Raw genomic sequence first — 14,863 nt, 5'->3', positions numbered from 1 at the left:
GCGGGCGTCTCAGGCCGACGGCGTGAGCAGGAACGGCGTGCCGGGCAGCCGGCGCAGCAGTGGTGCGTCGACCCACGTCATGCCGAGCAGCGTGCCGTCGGGGCGCTGGCGCAGCTCGTCGCGGACCCAGCGCCACGGGCGCGGGGCGTCGGCGGCGTAGGCGACCACCACGGCGGGCCGCCCGTCGGCGAGGGAGGGCCCGAGGGTGGCCCGCATCGCCAGGACCTCCTCCAGCGCCCCGTCGCCGCGGCGTACGACGTTGGCCCCGGCCAGCCCGTCGCGCCCGTCCGCCGCGTCGCGGAACCGCTTGCCCTGCCAGTGCGGCAACCCGACCAGTCCGAGCCCGGCCGGGGCGAGGCGGGTGAGCGGGCGCACGAAGGAGGCGCGCAGGTCACCCGCGACCTCCACGCGCAGCGAGGCGAGGTCGGGCGGAGGGAGCTCACCCCACTCCCGCACCAGCGTGAGCACGCCGGCGCTCCCCCGCTGCGGGGCCGCGCTCACCATCCCGGCGCCCGGCGGTGCCCCCAGGGCGCCGCGGCCTCGACCTGTGCGGACAGCGAGAGCAGCAGCTCCTCCTCGGCCGGGCGGGCCGCGAGCATCACCCCGACCGGAAGCCCGTCCGCCGTCCAGTGCAGCGGCAGCGAGACCGCGGGCATGCCGGTGACGTTCCACGCCGAGGTCCACGGGGTGAAGGCCTTCTGCGCCTCGAAGTCACGCTGCGGATCGGCGTCGTCGCGCAGCGCACCCACCCGCACCGGAGGGGCGGCCAGCGTCGGCGTCAGCACCACGTCGTACGCCGCGAGCGCGGTGAGCGCCTCGGCGGCGAAGCGGCGCATCGCCCCGATCGCCAGGCCGAACTCCGGCCCGCTCACGGCGCGGCCGCGCTCGCTGAGCCAGCGGGTCAACGGGCGCAGCTGCTCCTCGCGACCGGCGGGCGCGGTCGACAGGGCGGTCAGCACCGCCCAGCAGGTCTCGAAGACCCCGACCGCCTCGGGCGGCAGCGGCACGGCGACGTCCTCGACGTCGTGGCCCAGCGACTCCAGCAGCCGTGAGGCGTCCTCCCACGCCTGCACGCACTCCGGGTCGACCGCGACGTCGGCGATCACCGGGGCGATGAAGCGCGCGACCCGGAGCCGCCCGGGCTCCCGGTCGCAGGCCGCGAGGAACGACCCGGCGGGCGGCGGCGACCAGAACGGGTCGCCGGAGCGACGACCAGCCAGCACGTCGAGCAGCGCCGCGGCGTCGCGGACGGTGCGTGCGATCGAGCCCGCCGTGCCGAGCCCGACCGGGTCGCCGTACATCGGGAAGCCGCTGATCCGCCCGCGCGTCGGCTTGAGCCCGACCAGCCCGCAGCAGGAGGCCGGGATCCGGATCGAGCCGCCGCCGTCGGAGCCCTGGGCCAGGGGCACCAGCCCGGCCGCGACCGCGGCGGCGGCGCCCCCGGAGGACCCGCCCGCGCCCCGGGTGCGGTCCCAGGGAGTCACCGAGGGCGGCGCGATGTCCGGCTCGGTGTAGCAGGGCGAGCCGAACTCCGGCGTGCTGGTCTTGCCCAGGCTCACCAGGCCGCCCGCCTCCATCGACAAGGTGACGCCGTCGGAGACCTCGGGGACGTAGTCGTCGAAGGCGGCCGAGCCGAAGGTGGTGCGGACCCCGGCGGTGAGGTTGAGGTCCTTGATCGCGCTCGGGACGCCGTACAGCGGGCCGGCGCCGTCCGGCGCACCGGCGCCCAGGTCGCGGGCGGCCGCGCGGGCGCGGCCGGGGGTGAGCGTGACGAACGCGCCGACCGAGTCGAGTCGGTCGGCGCGTTCGAGGTAGTGCTCGGTGAGCTCGAGTGGCGACACCTCGCCGCGGCGCACCAGGGCGCCCTGCTCGAGCGCGGTCAGGTCGTGGAGGTCGGCCATGCGCCGACGCTAGCGGACCTGCCCGCTGAGCGGCCTCAGGCCGCGGCGGTCTCGGAGTAGTCCACCAGCGCCTGCACGGCAGCCTGCAGCTTGCCGAAGACCTCGGCGTCGTTGAGCACGTCGACCTCGAGGGCCGACTGGGAGACCGTGACGTCCTCGAGCACGACGGCGCCGGCGATGTTGGCCGAGCGGGCGGTGTCGGTGTGCGCCCACTTGCCGCCGTACGGCGTGGGGGTGACGCCGAGGACCGCGAACGGCTTGCCGGAGAGCGCGCCGCCGCCGTACGGGCGCGAGAGCCAGTCGATGGCGTTGTTGAGCACGGCCGGCATGGTGCCGTTGTACTCGGGGGTGACGGCCAGGGCCCGGTCGGCCTCGGCGACGGCCTTGCGCACCGCGACGGCGGCGGCCGGCGCGTCACCGGCGTCGAGCTCCTCGTTGTAGAACGGCAGCTGCTCGAGACCGTCGATGATCGAGAGGGTCACGCCCTCGGGGGCCTCAGCGGCCAGCTTCTCGGCGACCTTGCGGTTGAGCGAGTCGGCGCGCAGGCTGCCGACGAGGACGGCGACACGGGTGGTGGTCACGATGTGGTGCTCCTTCGATCTGGGTCAGGTCTCAACCGAATTAAACGGACCACGGTCCGTTTTCATTCCCCTCACCCGTCCATACCGGCGTGATCTGGGTCGCGCCGCTCCGAGGCGTTCTCCTCCGCGCGCTCGTTTGGCTCTCTAGGCTGGCCGTACCATGGACGACCCCCGCCCGCTGCCTCTGCTCGGCTCCGCACCCGCGGAGCGCAGCGACGCCGCTCGCAACCGCGAGCGGCTGCTCGAGGCGGCCCAGCGGCTGATCCGCGAGAACGGCCCCGAGCACCTGACGATGGAGGCGCTGGCCACCGCCGCCGGCGTGGGCAAGGGCACCGTCTTTCGCCGCTTCGGCTCCCGCGCCGGCCTGATGGCCGCCGTCCTGGACTTCTCCGAGGCGGAGTGGCAGGCCTCGGTGATCAGCGGGCCGCCGCCCTTGGGGCCGGGTGCGCCGCCGTGGGACCGGTTGGTCGCCTTCGGCCGCTCCCGCCTCGAGCGCGTGCTGGAGGCCGCCGACCTGATCTGGGCGGCCGACTTCACCGACGCGCGCTCCGCGACCGTGCACTCCTTCGCGGCGCTCCACGTGCGCCACCTGCTGGCCGAGCTGGACACCCCCGGCGACCTGCCGCTGCTGGCGATCGCGCTGCTCGCCCCGCTCGAGCAGCCGGTGCTGCACCGCCAGGTCACCGTCGAGGGCATCGACGTGGACCGCATCCACGCCGCCTGGGTGGACCTGGCCTCCCGCGTCGTCGGCCGCTGACCCCTCCCCCTCCGCGCCGAGTCGGCCCGTGTGGTGGCGCGAGTCGGCGCCAATGGCGGGGCAGGTCTCGACTCATGTGGTCCGAGCTCACGACTCGACCGTCAAAAGTCTCGACTCAACCCGTCGGCCGGGGTTCAGGAGGGGTTGTCGTCCCAGGGCAGGCCGGGGAGGTCGGAGATCCCGGATAGCGGGCGGTCGGTCGCGGGGGCCCAGCTGGGGCCGGCGTCCGCCAGCTGCCAGGCGAGCACCCCGACCAGGGCCACGAGCGCGCCCGCGGCGAGCACCCAGCTCGACCCCGAGGCCGCGGCCGGGTGGACCAGCCGCGCCAGCGGACGGCGCACCCGGTCACCGCCCGGGCCGCAGGACAGCGCGAGCCCGAGCACGGTCCCGCACACGAGCAGGGTCGCCGGCATCGCCGCGGCGAAGGCGTAGCAGATCAGTCCGGCAGCGGCGGCCAGGCCGGCGCTCCACAGGACCAGCACCAGCGTGCTCGGGATCGAGCGCACCAGGCCCCACGGCGCGCTCAGCAGCAGCTGCGGCCCGTCGTACCAACGCCGGCCGCGCAGCCGGCGGCGGTCGCCGACCGCGCTCGCGGTGAGCGATCCGCTGCGCAGCAACCAGACCGCGACGAGCACCACGGCCGTCGCCAGCCAGGGGTACGCCGCGACGCCGACGCCCACCCCGGTCGCGGCACCGGACCACAGCACCGCACGTCGGGCGCGCTCGGCGAACCCTGCGCGCGGCGGCACCAGGTCGACGGGGTCGACGAGGTCGACGGGCTCGGCGTAGCCGTCCCAACGCTCCGGCGAATCGTCCCAGTGCTCCCGCGGCAGCATCCGGGTGGCGCGCGCCGGCTCCACCCGGGTCGGCGGCGCGTCGTCGTGCCACCCGTCGTCGTACCCGTCCTCGTCCCAGTCGTCCTCGACGGGCTCGAGGATCCGGTCGGTCGGCTGGTACGCCGCCTGGTGCGACGCCAACGCCAGCGGCACGGTGTGGATGTCCTCGGCCGCGGGCGGCGGCGGGACCGGGGCGGTGGAGCGGGTGGTGCGCGGGCGCAGCCGGTGCAGCACGTCGGCAAGCGTCGGCCGGTGCTGGGGGTCGGGGTCGAGGGCGGCCTCGACCAGCCCGCGCAGGTCCTCGGGCAGGTCGTCGGGCAGCCCGCTGACGTCGTGCTCGCCGCGGCGTACCCGGTCCATGATCGCCATCGCGGGGCCGCGCCCGAACGGCGGGCGGCCGGTGCCGGCGTAGGCGACCGTGGCGGCCCAGGAGTGGAGGTCGGAGGCGGCGGTGGCGTCGTCGCCGTAGAGGATCTCCGGGGCGAGGTAGCCGGGCGTGCCGAGCAGCCACCCGGTGTGGGTCAGCCGAGGGTCGTCGGCGACCCGTGCCAGCCCGAAGTCGATGAGGATCGGGGTGCGCCCCTCCATCAGCACGTTGGAGGGCTTGATGTCGCGGTGCAGGACGCCCGCGGCGTGGACGCTGGCGACGCCCTCGGCGAGCCCGGCGGCAAACCAGAGCAGGTCCGGGCCGGTGATCGGCCCCTCCTCGACCACGTGGTCGTGCAGCGAGAGCCCCGGCACGTAGCGGGTGGCGACGTAGGGCACCTCGGCCCACGGGTCGGCGTCCAGGATCTCCGCCACCCAGCGGCTGCGGATCAGCTCCAAGGAGCTGACCTCGCGGGCCAGCCGGGCGCGCGCCTCGTCGTCGCCGACGATGTGGGGGCGCATCACCTTCAGGGCGACGCGGTGCCCGTCGTCGTGGCGGGCGAGGTGGACCACTCCCATCCCGCCCTCGCCGATCTTGGCCAGGAGGGTGTAGTCCCCCACCTTCGCGGCGGCGCGGGAGGCCGGGAGCTCTGACACGGGTCGAAATCTACCCGTGCCGGCCGGCCGCCCGCGCCACCCTCGAGGTACGGCGGGTCAGCGGACGTTGGCGGTCGCGTCCGCGAGCGCGTCCACGAAGACGTCCAGGCCCCAGGTCAGCGACAGCGCGGTCGGCGGCGAGACGGCGGCCACGACGTCCTCGCCGACCACGGTGGCGACGGTGTCGTCACGGAACTGCTGCATGGTCTTGAAGGTCGGGTCCTTCGCGATCTCCTCGGCCCGCTCCTCGGTCGGGACGTAGGACAGCAGCACGTCGGAGGTCAGCTTGTCGACCTCCTCGGTGCTCAGCGTGTAGTAGAAGCTCGTCTCCTCGGTGTCGAGCTCGTCCACGCTCGGGGCGAGGGTGAAGCCGAGGTCCTCGAGGAACTCCACGCGCGGGTCGGCGCCGCGGTAGACGTAGAAGGCGCTGGGGTCGATCGCGACGGCGGCGATCGTCTTGCCCTCGAACTCCGGGTTCTCCTTCGCCGCCTCGGCGACCTCGGCGTCGATCTCCTCGAGCAGCTGCTCGGCGTCCTCGGACTGGCCGAGCGCCTCGCCGACGGTGGTGACCACGTCGCGCCACGGGGTCGCCCAGGGCTGGTCGGGGTAGGCGACGGTCGGGGCGATCTTCGAGAGCTTCTCGTAGTCGGCCTCGGTGATGCCGGAGTACGTCGCGAGGATGACGTCCGGGTCCGCGGCCGCGATCTCCTCGAACGGCGGCGCCTCACCCGGGGTCAGCGCGATGGGGGTCTCGTCGCCGGACTCCTCGAAGGCCTCCTCCTGCCACGGCATGAAGCCGTCCTCGGAGGCGCCGTAGCTGAGCTTCTCCATCGCGACGGGGGTGACGCCGAGCGCCAGGGCGGCATCCGGGGAGCCCCAGCCCCAGGTGGCGACCCGCTCGGGCTTCTCCTCGATCTCGGTCTCGCCGAAGGCGTGCTCGATGGTCACGGGCTCGAAGGTGTCGCTGCTGGTGCCCGCCGCGGGCGCGTCCGAGTCGTCGTCGGAGCCGCAGGCGGCCAGCGGCAGGGCGAGCAGGGCGGCCGCCGCGAGCGACAGGGCCGCGCGGGAGCGGGACCGGGTGGGGATCTGGCGAACGGACGTCACGTCCACTCCTCGGGGTGGAGGGGGTCAGCGAGCGACCCGACTGATTAGGACAGCCTTACCTTAACGCGCGGTCGGGGCCCCGGTCACGGTGTGGGTCGCGGGGCCGCTGGCGGAGCGGTCGGCGGGACGGGGTGCGTCGGCGCGCCCGCGGCGTACCGCCCGACCGGTACGACGAGGGGACAGCCGGTCACCGGATCGGCGATCACCCGCGACTCCAGGCCGAACGCGTCGCGCACGCAGTCGACGTCCAGCACCTCCGCGGGCGGGCCCTCGCGCAGCAGCCGTCCGTCCGCCATCACGACCAGGTGGTGGGCGTAGCGCGCGGCGAGGTTGAGGTCGTGCAGCACCATCACCACGGTGGTGCCGCGGGTGGCGTTGAGCTCGGCGAGCAGGTCGAGGAGGTCGACCTGGTGGGCGATGTCGAGGTACGTCGTGGGCTCGTCGAGCAGCATGATGCGCGGGTCCTGGGCCAGCATCATCGCGACCCAGACGCGCTGGCGCTGGCCGCCGGAGAGCTCCTCGACCCGGCGCCCGGCCAGCTCGTGGGTGTCGGTGAGCGCGAGGGCGGCGGCGACCGCGTCCGCGTCGGTCGAGCTCCAGCGCCGGAAGGCGCCCTGGTGCGGGTGGCGCCCGCGGGCGACCAGATCGCTGACCGTGATGCCCTCGGGCGCGATCGGCTGCTGGGGCAGCAGCCCGAGCACGGCCGCGACGTCGCGCGGGCGCAGCCGCTGCAGGTCGGTGCCGTCGAGCTCCACGGTGCCGGCGGTGGGGCGCAGGATCCGGCCCAGGCCGCGCAGCAGGGTGGACTTGCCGCAGCCGTTGGCCCCGACGATGACCGTGACCTGTCCCGACGGGACGGCCAGGTCGACGCCGTGCACGACCGTGCGCTGGTCGTAGGCCAGGTGCACGCCACGGGCCACCAGCGACACCGGCGCCCCGTCGCGGGTGCCGGTCTCCTCCGACCGGTGCGCGGTCAGCGTCATCGCGGTTCTCCTTCTCACTGGTGGCCTGCGGGTCTCGGTGGGGCGGGCTCAGGCGGCGCGGGCGCGCCCGCTGGCCATCAGCCAGATCAGGTAGGGCCCGCCGATGGCGCCGGTCACGACCCCGACCGGGACCGCCATGTCGGCGGGGAGCAGGTGCTGGGCGACCAGGTCGGCGCCGACGACCAGGACCACCCCGACCAGCGCGGCCTGGAGCAGCGCCAGCGTGCCGTCGCCGAGCAGGCGCCGGGCGATGGGCGCGGCGGTGAACGCCACGAACGCGACCGGGCCGGCGGCCGCGGTGGCCACGCAGGCCAGGGCGACCCCGAGGGCGATCACCAGCCCGCGGGTCAGGTCGGGGCGACGGCCCAGGCTGCGGGCCTGGTCGTCGCCGAGCAGGAGCACGTCGAGCGCGCGCGCCACGCCGGCGACGAGCGGGACCAGCACGACCAGGGCGAGCGCCAGCTGGCGCACCAGGCTCCAGTCGGCCTGGGCCAGGCTGCCGGTCATCCACAGCAGCGCGGACTGGGCCTGCTGCACCTCGCTGCGGGTCAGCAGGTAGCCGATCACCGAGGAGCACACGTAGGCCACGCCGATGCCCGCGAGCACGAAGCGGTGCCCGGTCATCCCGCCGCGCCACGCCACGGCGTACAGCAGCAGGCCGACGGCCGCTCCCCCGGCGATCGCGGAGAGCGAGACCAGGGCGCCGCTGGCACCGCCGAGCAGGATCGCGGCGACCGCGCCGGCGCTCGCGCCCTGGGAGATGCCGATGACGTCGGGGCTGGCGAGCGGGTTGCGCAGCACCGACTGGAACAGCGCCCCGGCGATGCCGAAGGCGACCCCGACCAGCACGCCGAGCGCGACCCGGGGCAGACGCAGCTCGGTGACGATGAAGGACGCCGGGGCGGCGTCGGAGCCGGCGACCGCAGCCAGCACCTGGCCGACGGAGAGCGGGTAGTCGCCCATCATCAGCGAGGTCAGGCACAGTGCCACGGCGACGACGAGGAGTCCGAGGGTGACCACGGCGCGCCGAGTCTGCCGGTGCCGACGGGTGGCGCGCAGGCCGCGGGCGGCGACCTCGAGGCGCTCGTCGGGGACCCCGGGAAGCAGCGTGGGCGTGCTCATGCGGCCACCGCCCGCGAGCGGCGCACGATGCCGATCAGCACCGGGGCGCCGAGCACGGCGACGACCAGCCCGGCCTCGAGCTCGCCGGGTCGTACGACGAGGCGCCCGACCACGTCGGCGGCGAGCAGCAGCACCGGGCCGAGGAGCGCGGAGAGGGCGACCAGCCAGCGGTAGTCGGGGCCGACGAGCACGCGCGCGAGGTGCGGGACGGCCAGACCGATGAAGGCGATCGGGCCGACCAGCGCGACCGCGGAGCCGCACAGCAGCACCACGGCGACCACGACGATCAGCCGGCCGCGGGCGACGTCCTGGCCCAGCCCGCGGGCGACGTCGTCGCCGAGGGCGAGGGCGTTGAGCACCCGCCCGGAGGCGAGCGCGAGCAGCAGGCCGACGACCACGAACGGGAGCACGACCACCAGCACGTCGAGGGGTCGGTTGGCCAGCGAGCCGACCTGCCAGAAGCGGTACTCCCCCAGCGTGCGTTGGTCGGTGAGCAGCACGACGCTGCTCAGCGACGTCGCGGTCGCGGTGAACGCGGCCCCGACCAGCGCGAGCTTGATCGGCGTCACGCCCTCCCAGCCGAGCGAGGCGGCTCCGTAGACCACCACCGCCGCGATCGCGGCCCCGGCGAAGCCGAACCACAGGTAGCCGGCCACCGAGGAGACGCCGAGGGCGGAGATCGCGGTGACGACCGCGAGCGAGGCCCCCGCATTGATGCCGAGCAGGCCGGGGTCGGCGATCGGGTTGCGGGTCACGCCCTGCAGCAGCGCCCCGGCTGCCCCGAGCGCGGCTCCCCCGACGATGCCGATCAGGGTCCGCGGCACGCGCAGGTCACGCACCACCGCGTGGTCGTTGTCGTCCGCGTCCGGGGAGAAGAGCCCGGCCCAGACCTGGCCCGGGCTGATGTCGCGCGCGCCCCACATCAGGCTGGCGAGCGCGACCAGGGCCAGCAGCGCGAGCAGCACCAGCACGCTCACCACGCCGCGGGAGACCCGGGTGGTGCGCACCCGCGGCGGCGCGGAGGGTACGGCGGGGGGCCGGTCGAGCGTCGAGCTCATCGCCACCTCCGCTGTGCGCGCGCCCGGACGGCGCGCCTCGAAGGTAAGGCTAACCTCACGTCTGCGAGGTGGCGAGTCCCACCGGCGTACCGCTGGGGGTCCCGGGCCCGAGCCCGGGCGCCCGTCACGGCTCAGACGACGCGGCGCATCCAGCCGAAGGTGTCCTCGGCGCGGCCGTACTGGATGTCGACGAGCGCGGAGCGGATCGCCATCGTGACCTCGCCGCTCTCGTGGACGCACGGCACCTCGCCGCCGTCCCACTTCAGGCTGCCGACGGGGGTGACCACCGCGGCGGTGCCGCAGGCGAAGATCTCCACGATCTCGCCGCTGGCGACGCCCTCGCGCCACTCGTCGATGCCGAAGCGGCGCTCCTCGACCTTGTGCCCCATCTGCTGGGCGAGGTCGATGATGCTGCTGCGGGTGATCCCCTCGAGGATCGTGCCGGTCGCGGGGGTGACGATGCGGCCGTCGGCGTAGACGAAGTACATGTTCATGCCGCCCAGCTCCTCGACGTACTTGCCCTCCTGGGCGTCGAGGAACACGACCTGGTCGCAGCCGTTCGCGGTGGCCTGCTGCTGGGCGACCAGCGAGCTGGCGTAGTTGCCGCCGGTCTTGGCCGCGCCCATGCCGCCGCGGCCGGCGCGGGTGTAGTCCTCGGTCAGCCACAGCGAGACCGGCTTCAGCCCGCCCTTGAAGTAGGAGCCGGCCGGGCTGGCGATCACCATGAACGTGACGTGCTGGGAGGGACGCACGCCCAGGAACTTCTCCGAGGCGAACATGAACGGACGCAGGTAGAGGCTCTTCTCCCCCGCGCCCGGCGCGGTGGTGTCGGGCACCCAGCGCTGGTCGATGCGGACCAGCTCCTCGACCGCCTGGAGGAAGTCGGGGACCTCGAGCACCGGAAGCGCCAGCCGCTGGCTGGAGCGGGCCATGCGCTCGGCGTTCGCCTCGGGACGGAAGGTCCAGATCGACCCGTCCGCGTGGCGGTAGGCCTTCATGCCCTCGAAGGTCTCCTGGGCGTAGTGCAGCACCGCGGTGGCCGGGTCCAGGGTGATCGGGCCGTACGGCTCGATGCGGGCGTCGTGCCAGCCCGCCTCGGGCGTCCACTCCACGGTGAGCATGTGGTCGGTGAAGTGGTTGCCGAAACCGGGGTCGGCGAGCACCTCCGCGAGGCGCTCGTCGCTGACCGGGTTCGGGTTGGTCGTGGTGCGGATCTGCATAGAAGGCACGGTAGTCCTAGTCGGGTCGGCGCGGGCTCGCGGTGCGGGAACGAGCACGCGCGCTCAGTCGGGGAAGCAGCGGGAAATGGCGGACGCCGGGCACCGTCTGGGGTGCCCGGCGTCCGACCGGAGGGCGGAGCGGGCGTCAGCCGGATACTCGGGCGGCGATCGCGTCGCCGACCTCGGGAGTACGGCGCGCCTGGCCGGGCGTGCGGGCGGCGAGGTCGGCGACGACGGCGTCGTCGATGCGACGGGCCGCCTCGGGGTGACCGAGGTGGTCCAGCAGCATGGCCGCGGAGAGGATGGCCGCGGTCGGGTCGGCCTTCTGCTGCCCGGCGATGTCGGGAGCGGAGCCGTGCACCGGCTCGAACATCGACGGGGCGGTGCCCGACGGGTTCACGTTGCCGGAGGCGGCCAGGCCGATGCCGCCGGTGACGGCGCCGGCGAGGTCGGTGATGATGTCGCCGAAGAGGTTGTCGGTGACGATCACGTCGAAGCGTGCGGGGTCGGTGGCCATGAAGATCGTGGCCGCGTCGATGTGCAGGTAGTCGGTGGTGACCTCGGGGTACTCCGCGGCCACCTCGTTGAACAGCCGCCACCACACCGAGCCGGCGTGCACGAGCACGTTGGTCTTGTGGACCAGGGTGAGCTTCTTGCGGGGCCGGCGCTGGGCGCGGGCGAAGGCGTCGCGCACCAGGCGCTCGACGCCGTACGCGGTGTTGACCGAGACCTCGGTGGCCACCTCGGCCGGCGTACCGACGCGCAGCGCGCCGCCGTTGCCGGTGTAGGGGCCCTCGGTGCCCTCACGGACGACCACGAAGTCGATCTCGCCGGGGTCGGCGAGGGGCGAGCTCGAGCCGGGGTAGAGGCGCGAGGGTCGCAGGTTGACGTAGTGGTCGAGCTCGAAGCGCAGGCGCAGCAGCAGGCCGCGCTCGAGCAGACCCGGGGGGATGTTCGGGTCGTTGGGCTTGCCGCCGATCGCACCGAGGAGGATCGCGTCCTGCTCGCGGATCTCGGCGAGCGCGCCGTCGGGCAGCACCTCGCCGGTGGCGAGGTAGTGCTCGGCACCGAGGCTGTAGTGGGTCTGCTCGAACTTCACGCCCGCGGGGGCCGCCGCCTCGAGGACCTTCAGGGCCTCGGGGGTGACCTCCTTGCCGATGCCGTCGCCGGGGACGACGGCGAGACGGACGGTGCCGGAGGCGGGTGCGGGGGCGGAGTTCGTGCTGGTCATGGGGCTCACGCTAGTTGTCGTCGGGGCGCTGACCGCCGTTGTCCCGCAGGTCGAGCGCCCGCTGGACGGCCAGCGCGGTGTTCTCGCGGCTGTGCGGGTTGTCGGGGTGGTGGCTGGCGGGTCCCCACTCGGGATACATGTCATACATCGGTGCTCTCCTGGTCGTCGCGGGACGGGTGCGGTGCGGATGACGTGGTGCCACATCCGTACGACGGCCCCGCGGCGGGACGACGGTGCGGCGGCGCCGGGCCGGGGATCACCCGGGGAACGGCACCAGCCGGTCAGGAGAAGTGCGGATCACGCCAGCTCGAGGGCGTACCCGCCGCGGAGACATCGACAGATGTGCGAGAAGCCGTCAACGCCGACCACCGCGGCGAGGTGGCCTCTCGTGAGCAGTGCTGCTCAGGCCTCGCCGCGGCGCTCGAGAAGTACGAAGACGCTCCGCATGGTGGCGGTGATGTTACTCCCGGGTTCGCCGCCGCGGGAACCGGGTTCTCAGGAACTGTTCGCCATGCGAGACGGGCTCGTGCAGGTGCAAGACTCGCCGACATGAGCGCACCGCCCGACCTTCCCGACGTGGTCTCCCGCGCGTTCGCCGTCTCCCGGACCGCGGGGTACGTGTCGTTCTGCCGCAACGAGACCGGGCGGCTGCTGGCCACCCTCGCCGCGACCCGGGGCGGGACCATGGCCGAGTTCGGCACCGGCTGCGGCGTCGGCACCGCCTGGCTGCGCTCCGGCGTACGCGGTGACGCGGCGCGGATCATCACCGCCGAGCTCAACCCCAAGCTGGCGCGGGCGGCCGCGACGATCTTCGCCGACGACCCGCAGGTCGAGGTGCTCGCCGCGGACTGGTCCACGCTGCTCGACAAGGGCCCGTTCTCGCTGCTGTTCCTCGACTCCACCGAGCCCGGCGACGTCGGCGTCGACGCCATCGCCGACCTGGTCGAGGACGGCGGCCTCGTCGTGCTCGACGACTTCACCCCGTGCGAGATCTGGCCGCCGGTCACCTACGGCCGCGTCGACACCCTGCGCGAGCAGTGGCTCACCGACGAGCGGTTCACGGCCGTCGAGGTGATGGTCGCCTCCGACGCCTCCGTGATCGTCGCCACCCGCCGCTGACCCCTCCCAGTCGGTGTACGACGGGAGGGGCGCGGGGTGGGTCAGATGTCGGTCGGCATCATCTGGGTGCCGTTCTTCATCCGCTCCTTGAAGCTGCCGGTGGGGAACTCGCGGTCCTTGAGCTTCTCCATGAAGCCGCGCAGCGTGCGGGTGCCGTACGCCGGGGCGACGTGGTCGACGACCGACCAGTACTTCGCGGCCTCGAGGTAGAAGGCGACCGGCTTGAGCTGCTTGCTGATCTTGCCGAGGCGGGTCAGGCGGGCGATCTTCTTGTCCCACGACGCCATCGTGACCACGTTGAACTCCGGGGTCCGGCCCAGCACGTCGAACATCATCTCGCCGGCGGCCTTGAGCGTCACGACGTTCTCGGGGACCCACGGGCCGCCGACCGGCAGCACCCGGCGGTAGGCGTCCGGCGCGAGCACCTGGTTGACGATGAACTCGGCGAGGTCCTCGCGCGCGATCGGGTTCACGACGCTGTACTCGCCGTGGTCGAAGATCCGGTACGGCTCGCCGTTCTTGACATCACCGAAGGTCATCGAGAGGTAGGGGTAGTACGCCGTGGGGCGCACGATCGTCCAGTTCAGCCGGCCGTGGTGCTCACCGATCAGCTCGCCCTCGACCTGGAGCTTGTAGACCTGCGGGATCAGCTCGGGGCGGTAGGCGCCGAAGTCGCTGATGTGGATGAACTGCTCGACCTCGTGCGCGACGGCCGCGCGGATCCCGTTGACCACCGCGTCGTGGTCGACGATCTCGCACTCCTCGGCGTCGTTGGGCTTGCGCCCGCTCAGCAGCGAGATCACCACCGCCGTCGGGGCCGCCGCCACCGCGGACTCCACATCGGCGGCGCGCGTCGGGTCGCCCACGACGACCTCGGCCTCGGCGTAGTCGGGGTCGTTCTTGGTCTCGGCGCTGCGGGCCAGCACGGCCGGACGGTAGCCACGAGCGGCGAGCTCCTTGACCACGGCGCGCCCGATGTAGCCGGTGCCGCCGAGCAGGAGCACGCGCTCACCGTTGCCGGTGCCGACCGGGCCGGTCACATAGGTGGTCGACTCGGTCTCGAGCAGACGGCTGCGCAGCTCGCGGCTGTGGCCCTGCGCGGCGGCGACGTCGAGATCGGTGATGGTGCTGAAGGCCATGGCTGCTCCCTCTCAGGCAGGATGACGGCCCGACGGGCCATGACGCAGATCATATATCCTGCTATCAGTGGGCAGTCGGACGGTCCAGGCCGTCAGCCAGCGCTGGGTGAGCGGCCCGATCGCGAGGGCGTAGAGCACCGTGCCGACGCCGAGCGCACCACCGAGGGCGAGGCCGACCACGACGACCGTCACCTCGATGCCGGTGCGCACCAGCCGCAGCGACCCGCCGGTACGCCGCGCCAGGCCGGTCATCAGCCCGTCGCGGGGCCCGCGGCCCAGCTGGGCACCGATGTACATCGCGCCGGCCAGCCCGCACAGCGCCACCCCGCCGACGCACAGACCTCCGCGCCAGACGAGTGCGGCCGGGGCGTCGAGCACCGCCAGGGTGGCGTCCGCGGAGATCCCCACGACGAAGGCGTTGGCGACCGTGCCCAGGCCCGGAACCTCCCGCAGCGGGATCCACAGCACCAGCACCACGAAGCTCATCAGCACGACCGCCTGCCCGAGGCTCATCGGCAGGTGCCGGATCAGCCCGGAGTGCAGCACGTCCCACGGCGCCAGGCCCAGGTCGCCGCGGACCATCATCGCCAGCGAGACGCCGTAGAGGACCAGTCCCAGGAACAGCTGGGGCAGGCGGCGCCCGAGCCGCCCGGCGCGCAGCTGGGCCACCGGGCCCAGGTCGGCCAGGCCGGCGGGTGACGTGCGGGTCATGGGTCCACCCCATCCCGGGTTGGCCTGCTTGCCCAGTGCCAATCGTGGAACTGGCCGAGGGTTGTCATCGCCTGAGGC

At 73.8% G+C, this 14,863-nt stretch carries 15 protein-coding genes; 2 read left to right on the top strand and 13 right to left on the bottom strand.

Features of this window, described 5'->3' with window-relative positions; all coding sequences use genetic code 11:
• Positions 1-9 precede the first annotated feature (9 nt).
• From GFH29_RS06520 to GFH29_RS06510, 3 genes are read right to left on the bottom strand one after another with little or no spacing between them, the layout of a single operon-like run.
• Entirely contained in the window at positions 10-468 is a 459-nt protein-coding gene (locus GFH29_RS06520) for a hypothetical protein (protein WP_153322579.1), read from the bottom strand.
• 29 nt (positions 469-497) lie between these two features.
• Complete coding sequence (locus GFH29_RS06515; RefSeq protein ID WP_153322578.1) at positions 498-1,901, bottom strand: amidase; 1,404 nt, start codon at positions 1,899-1,901, stop codon at positions 498-500.
• A gap of 35 nt (positions 1,902-1,936) precedes the next feature.
• Positions 1,937-2,482 carry an NAD(P)H-dependent oxidoreductase gene (locus GFH29_RS06510; RefSeq protein WP_153322577.1) on the bottom strand — a complete coding sequence of 182 codons (546 nt, stop codon included), beginning with the start codon at positions 2,480-2,482 and terminating at the stop codon, positions 1,937-1,939.
• 160 nt (positions 2,483-2,642) lie between these two features.
• On the opposite strand from GFH29_RS06510, the gene GFH29_RS06505 reads away from it, so the two are divergent.
• Entirely contained in the window at positions 2,643-3,239 is a 597-nt protein-coding gene (locus GFH29_RS06505) for a TetR/AcrR family transcriptional regulator (protein ID WP_153322576.1), read from the top strand.
• A 134-nt stretch (positions 3,240-3,373) separates the two neighbouring features.
• Here GFH29_RS06505 and GFH29_RS06500 read toward each other — a convergent pair whose 3' ends face one another.
• From GFH29_RS06500 to GFH29_RS06465, 8 genes are all read right to left on the bottom strand, one after another.
• Positions 3,374-5,098 carry a serine/threonine-protein kinase gene (locus tag GFH29_RS06500; RefSeq protein ID WP_153322575.1) on the bottom strand — a complete coding sequence of 575 codons (1,725 nt, stop codon included), beginning with the start codon at positions 5,096-5,098 and terminating at the stop codon, positions 3,374-3,376.
• Positions 5,099-5,155: 57 nt separating this feature from the next.
• The gene (locus GFH29_RS06495) at positions 5,156-6,202 is read right to left on the bottom strand and encodes an iron-siderophore ABC transporter substrate-binding protein (RefSeq protein ID WP_228387806.1); all 1,047 of its coding nucleotides are present in this window, start codon (positions 6,200-6,202) and stop codon (positions 5,156-5,158) included.
• 83 nt (positions 6,203-6,285) lie between these two features.
• Positions 6,286-7,185, bottom strand: coding sequence for an ABC transporter ATP-binding protein (locus GFH29_RS06490; RefSeq protein ID WP_153322574.1), 900 nt, complete (start codon positions 7,183-7,185; stop codon positions 6,286-6,288).
• Between the two features lie 48 nt (positions 7,186-7,233).
• Positions 7,234-8,307 (bottom strand): FecCD family ABC transporter permease, encoded by a 1,074-nt coding sequence (locus GFH29_RS06485; protein ID WP_153322573.1) that lies wholly within the window; start codon positions 8,305-8,307, stop codon positions 7,234-7,236.
• Positions 8,304-9,365, bottom strand: a complete 1,062-nt coding sequence (locus GFH29_RS06480) for a FecCD family ABC transporter permease (RefSeq protein ID WP_153322572.1) — start codon at positions 9,363-9,365, stop codon at positions 8,304-8,306. Before GFH29_RS06480 ends, GFH29_RS06485 begins: the two co-directional genes overlap by 4 nt.
• 131 nt (positions 9,366-9,496) lie before the next feature.
• Positions 9,497-10,585: a branched-chain amino acid aminotransferase gene (locus tag GFH29_RS06475; RefSeq protein WP_153322571.1), complete on the bottom strand. Its 1,089-nt coding sequence runs from the start codon at positions 10,583-10,585 to the stop codon at positions 9,497-9,499.
• Between the two features lie 145 nt (positions 10,586-10,730).
• A complete protein-coding gene (locus GFH29_RS06470) occupies positions 10,731-11,816 on the bottom strand; it encodes a 3-isopropylmalate dehydrogenase (protein ID WP_153322570.1) in 1,086 nt (361 codons plus the stop codon).
• A gap of 10 nt (positions 11,817-11,826) precedes the next feature.
• A complete protein-coding gene (locus GFH29_RS06465; RefSeq protein WP_153322569.1) occupies positions 11,827-11,964 on the bottom strand; it encodes a hypothetical protein in 138 nt (45 codons plus the stop codon).
• 401 nt (positions 11,965-12,365) lie between these two features.
• Between GFH29_RS06465 and GFH29_RS06460 the strand changes: the two genes are divergently transcribed.
• Positions 12,366-12,935: an O-methyltransferase gene (locus tag GFH29_RS06460; protein WP_153322568.1), complete on the top strand. Its 570-nt coding sequence runs from the start codon at positions 12,366-12,368 to the stop codon at positions 12,933-12,935.
• Positions 12,936-12,976: 41 nt separating this feature from the next.
• Here the strand turns inward: GFH29_RS06460 and GFH29_RS06455 are convergent, their stop codons facing one another.
• Both GFH29_RS06455 and GFH29_RS06450 read right to left on the bottom strand, forming a co-directional pair.
• Entirely contained in the window at positions 12,977-14,074 is a 1,098-nt protein-coding gene (locus GFH29_RS06455) for an NAD(P)H-binding protein (protein ID WP_153322567.1), read from the bottom strand.
• A gap of 12 nt (positions 14,075-14,086) precedes the next feature.
• Positions 14,087-14,785 (bottom strand): YczE/YyaS/YitT family protein, encoded by a 699-nt coding sequence (locus GFH29_RS06450; RefSeq protein WP_153322566.1) that lies wholly within the window; start codon positions 14,783-14,785, stop codon positions 14,087-14,089.
• Positions 14,786-14,863: the final 78 nt, after the last annotated feature.

The organism is Nocardioides sp. dk884, assembly GCF_009557055.1.
Lineage (GTDB): Bacteria > Actinomycetota > Actinomycetes > Propionibacteriales > Nocardioidaceae > Nocardioides.
The sequence above is the reverse complement of the archived record's forward strand: the minus strand, read 5'-3'. Positions and strand labels throughout refer to the sequence as shown.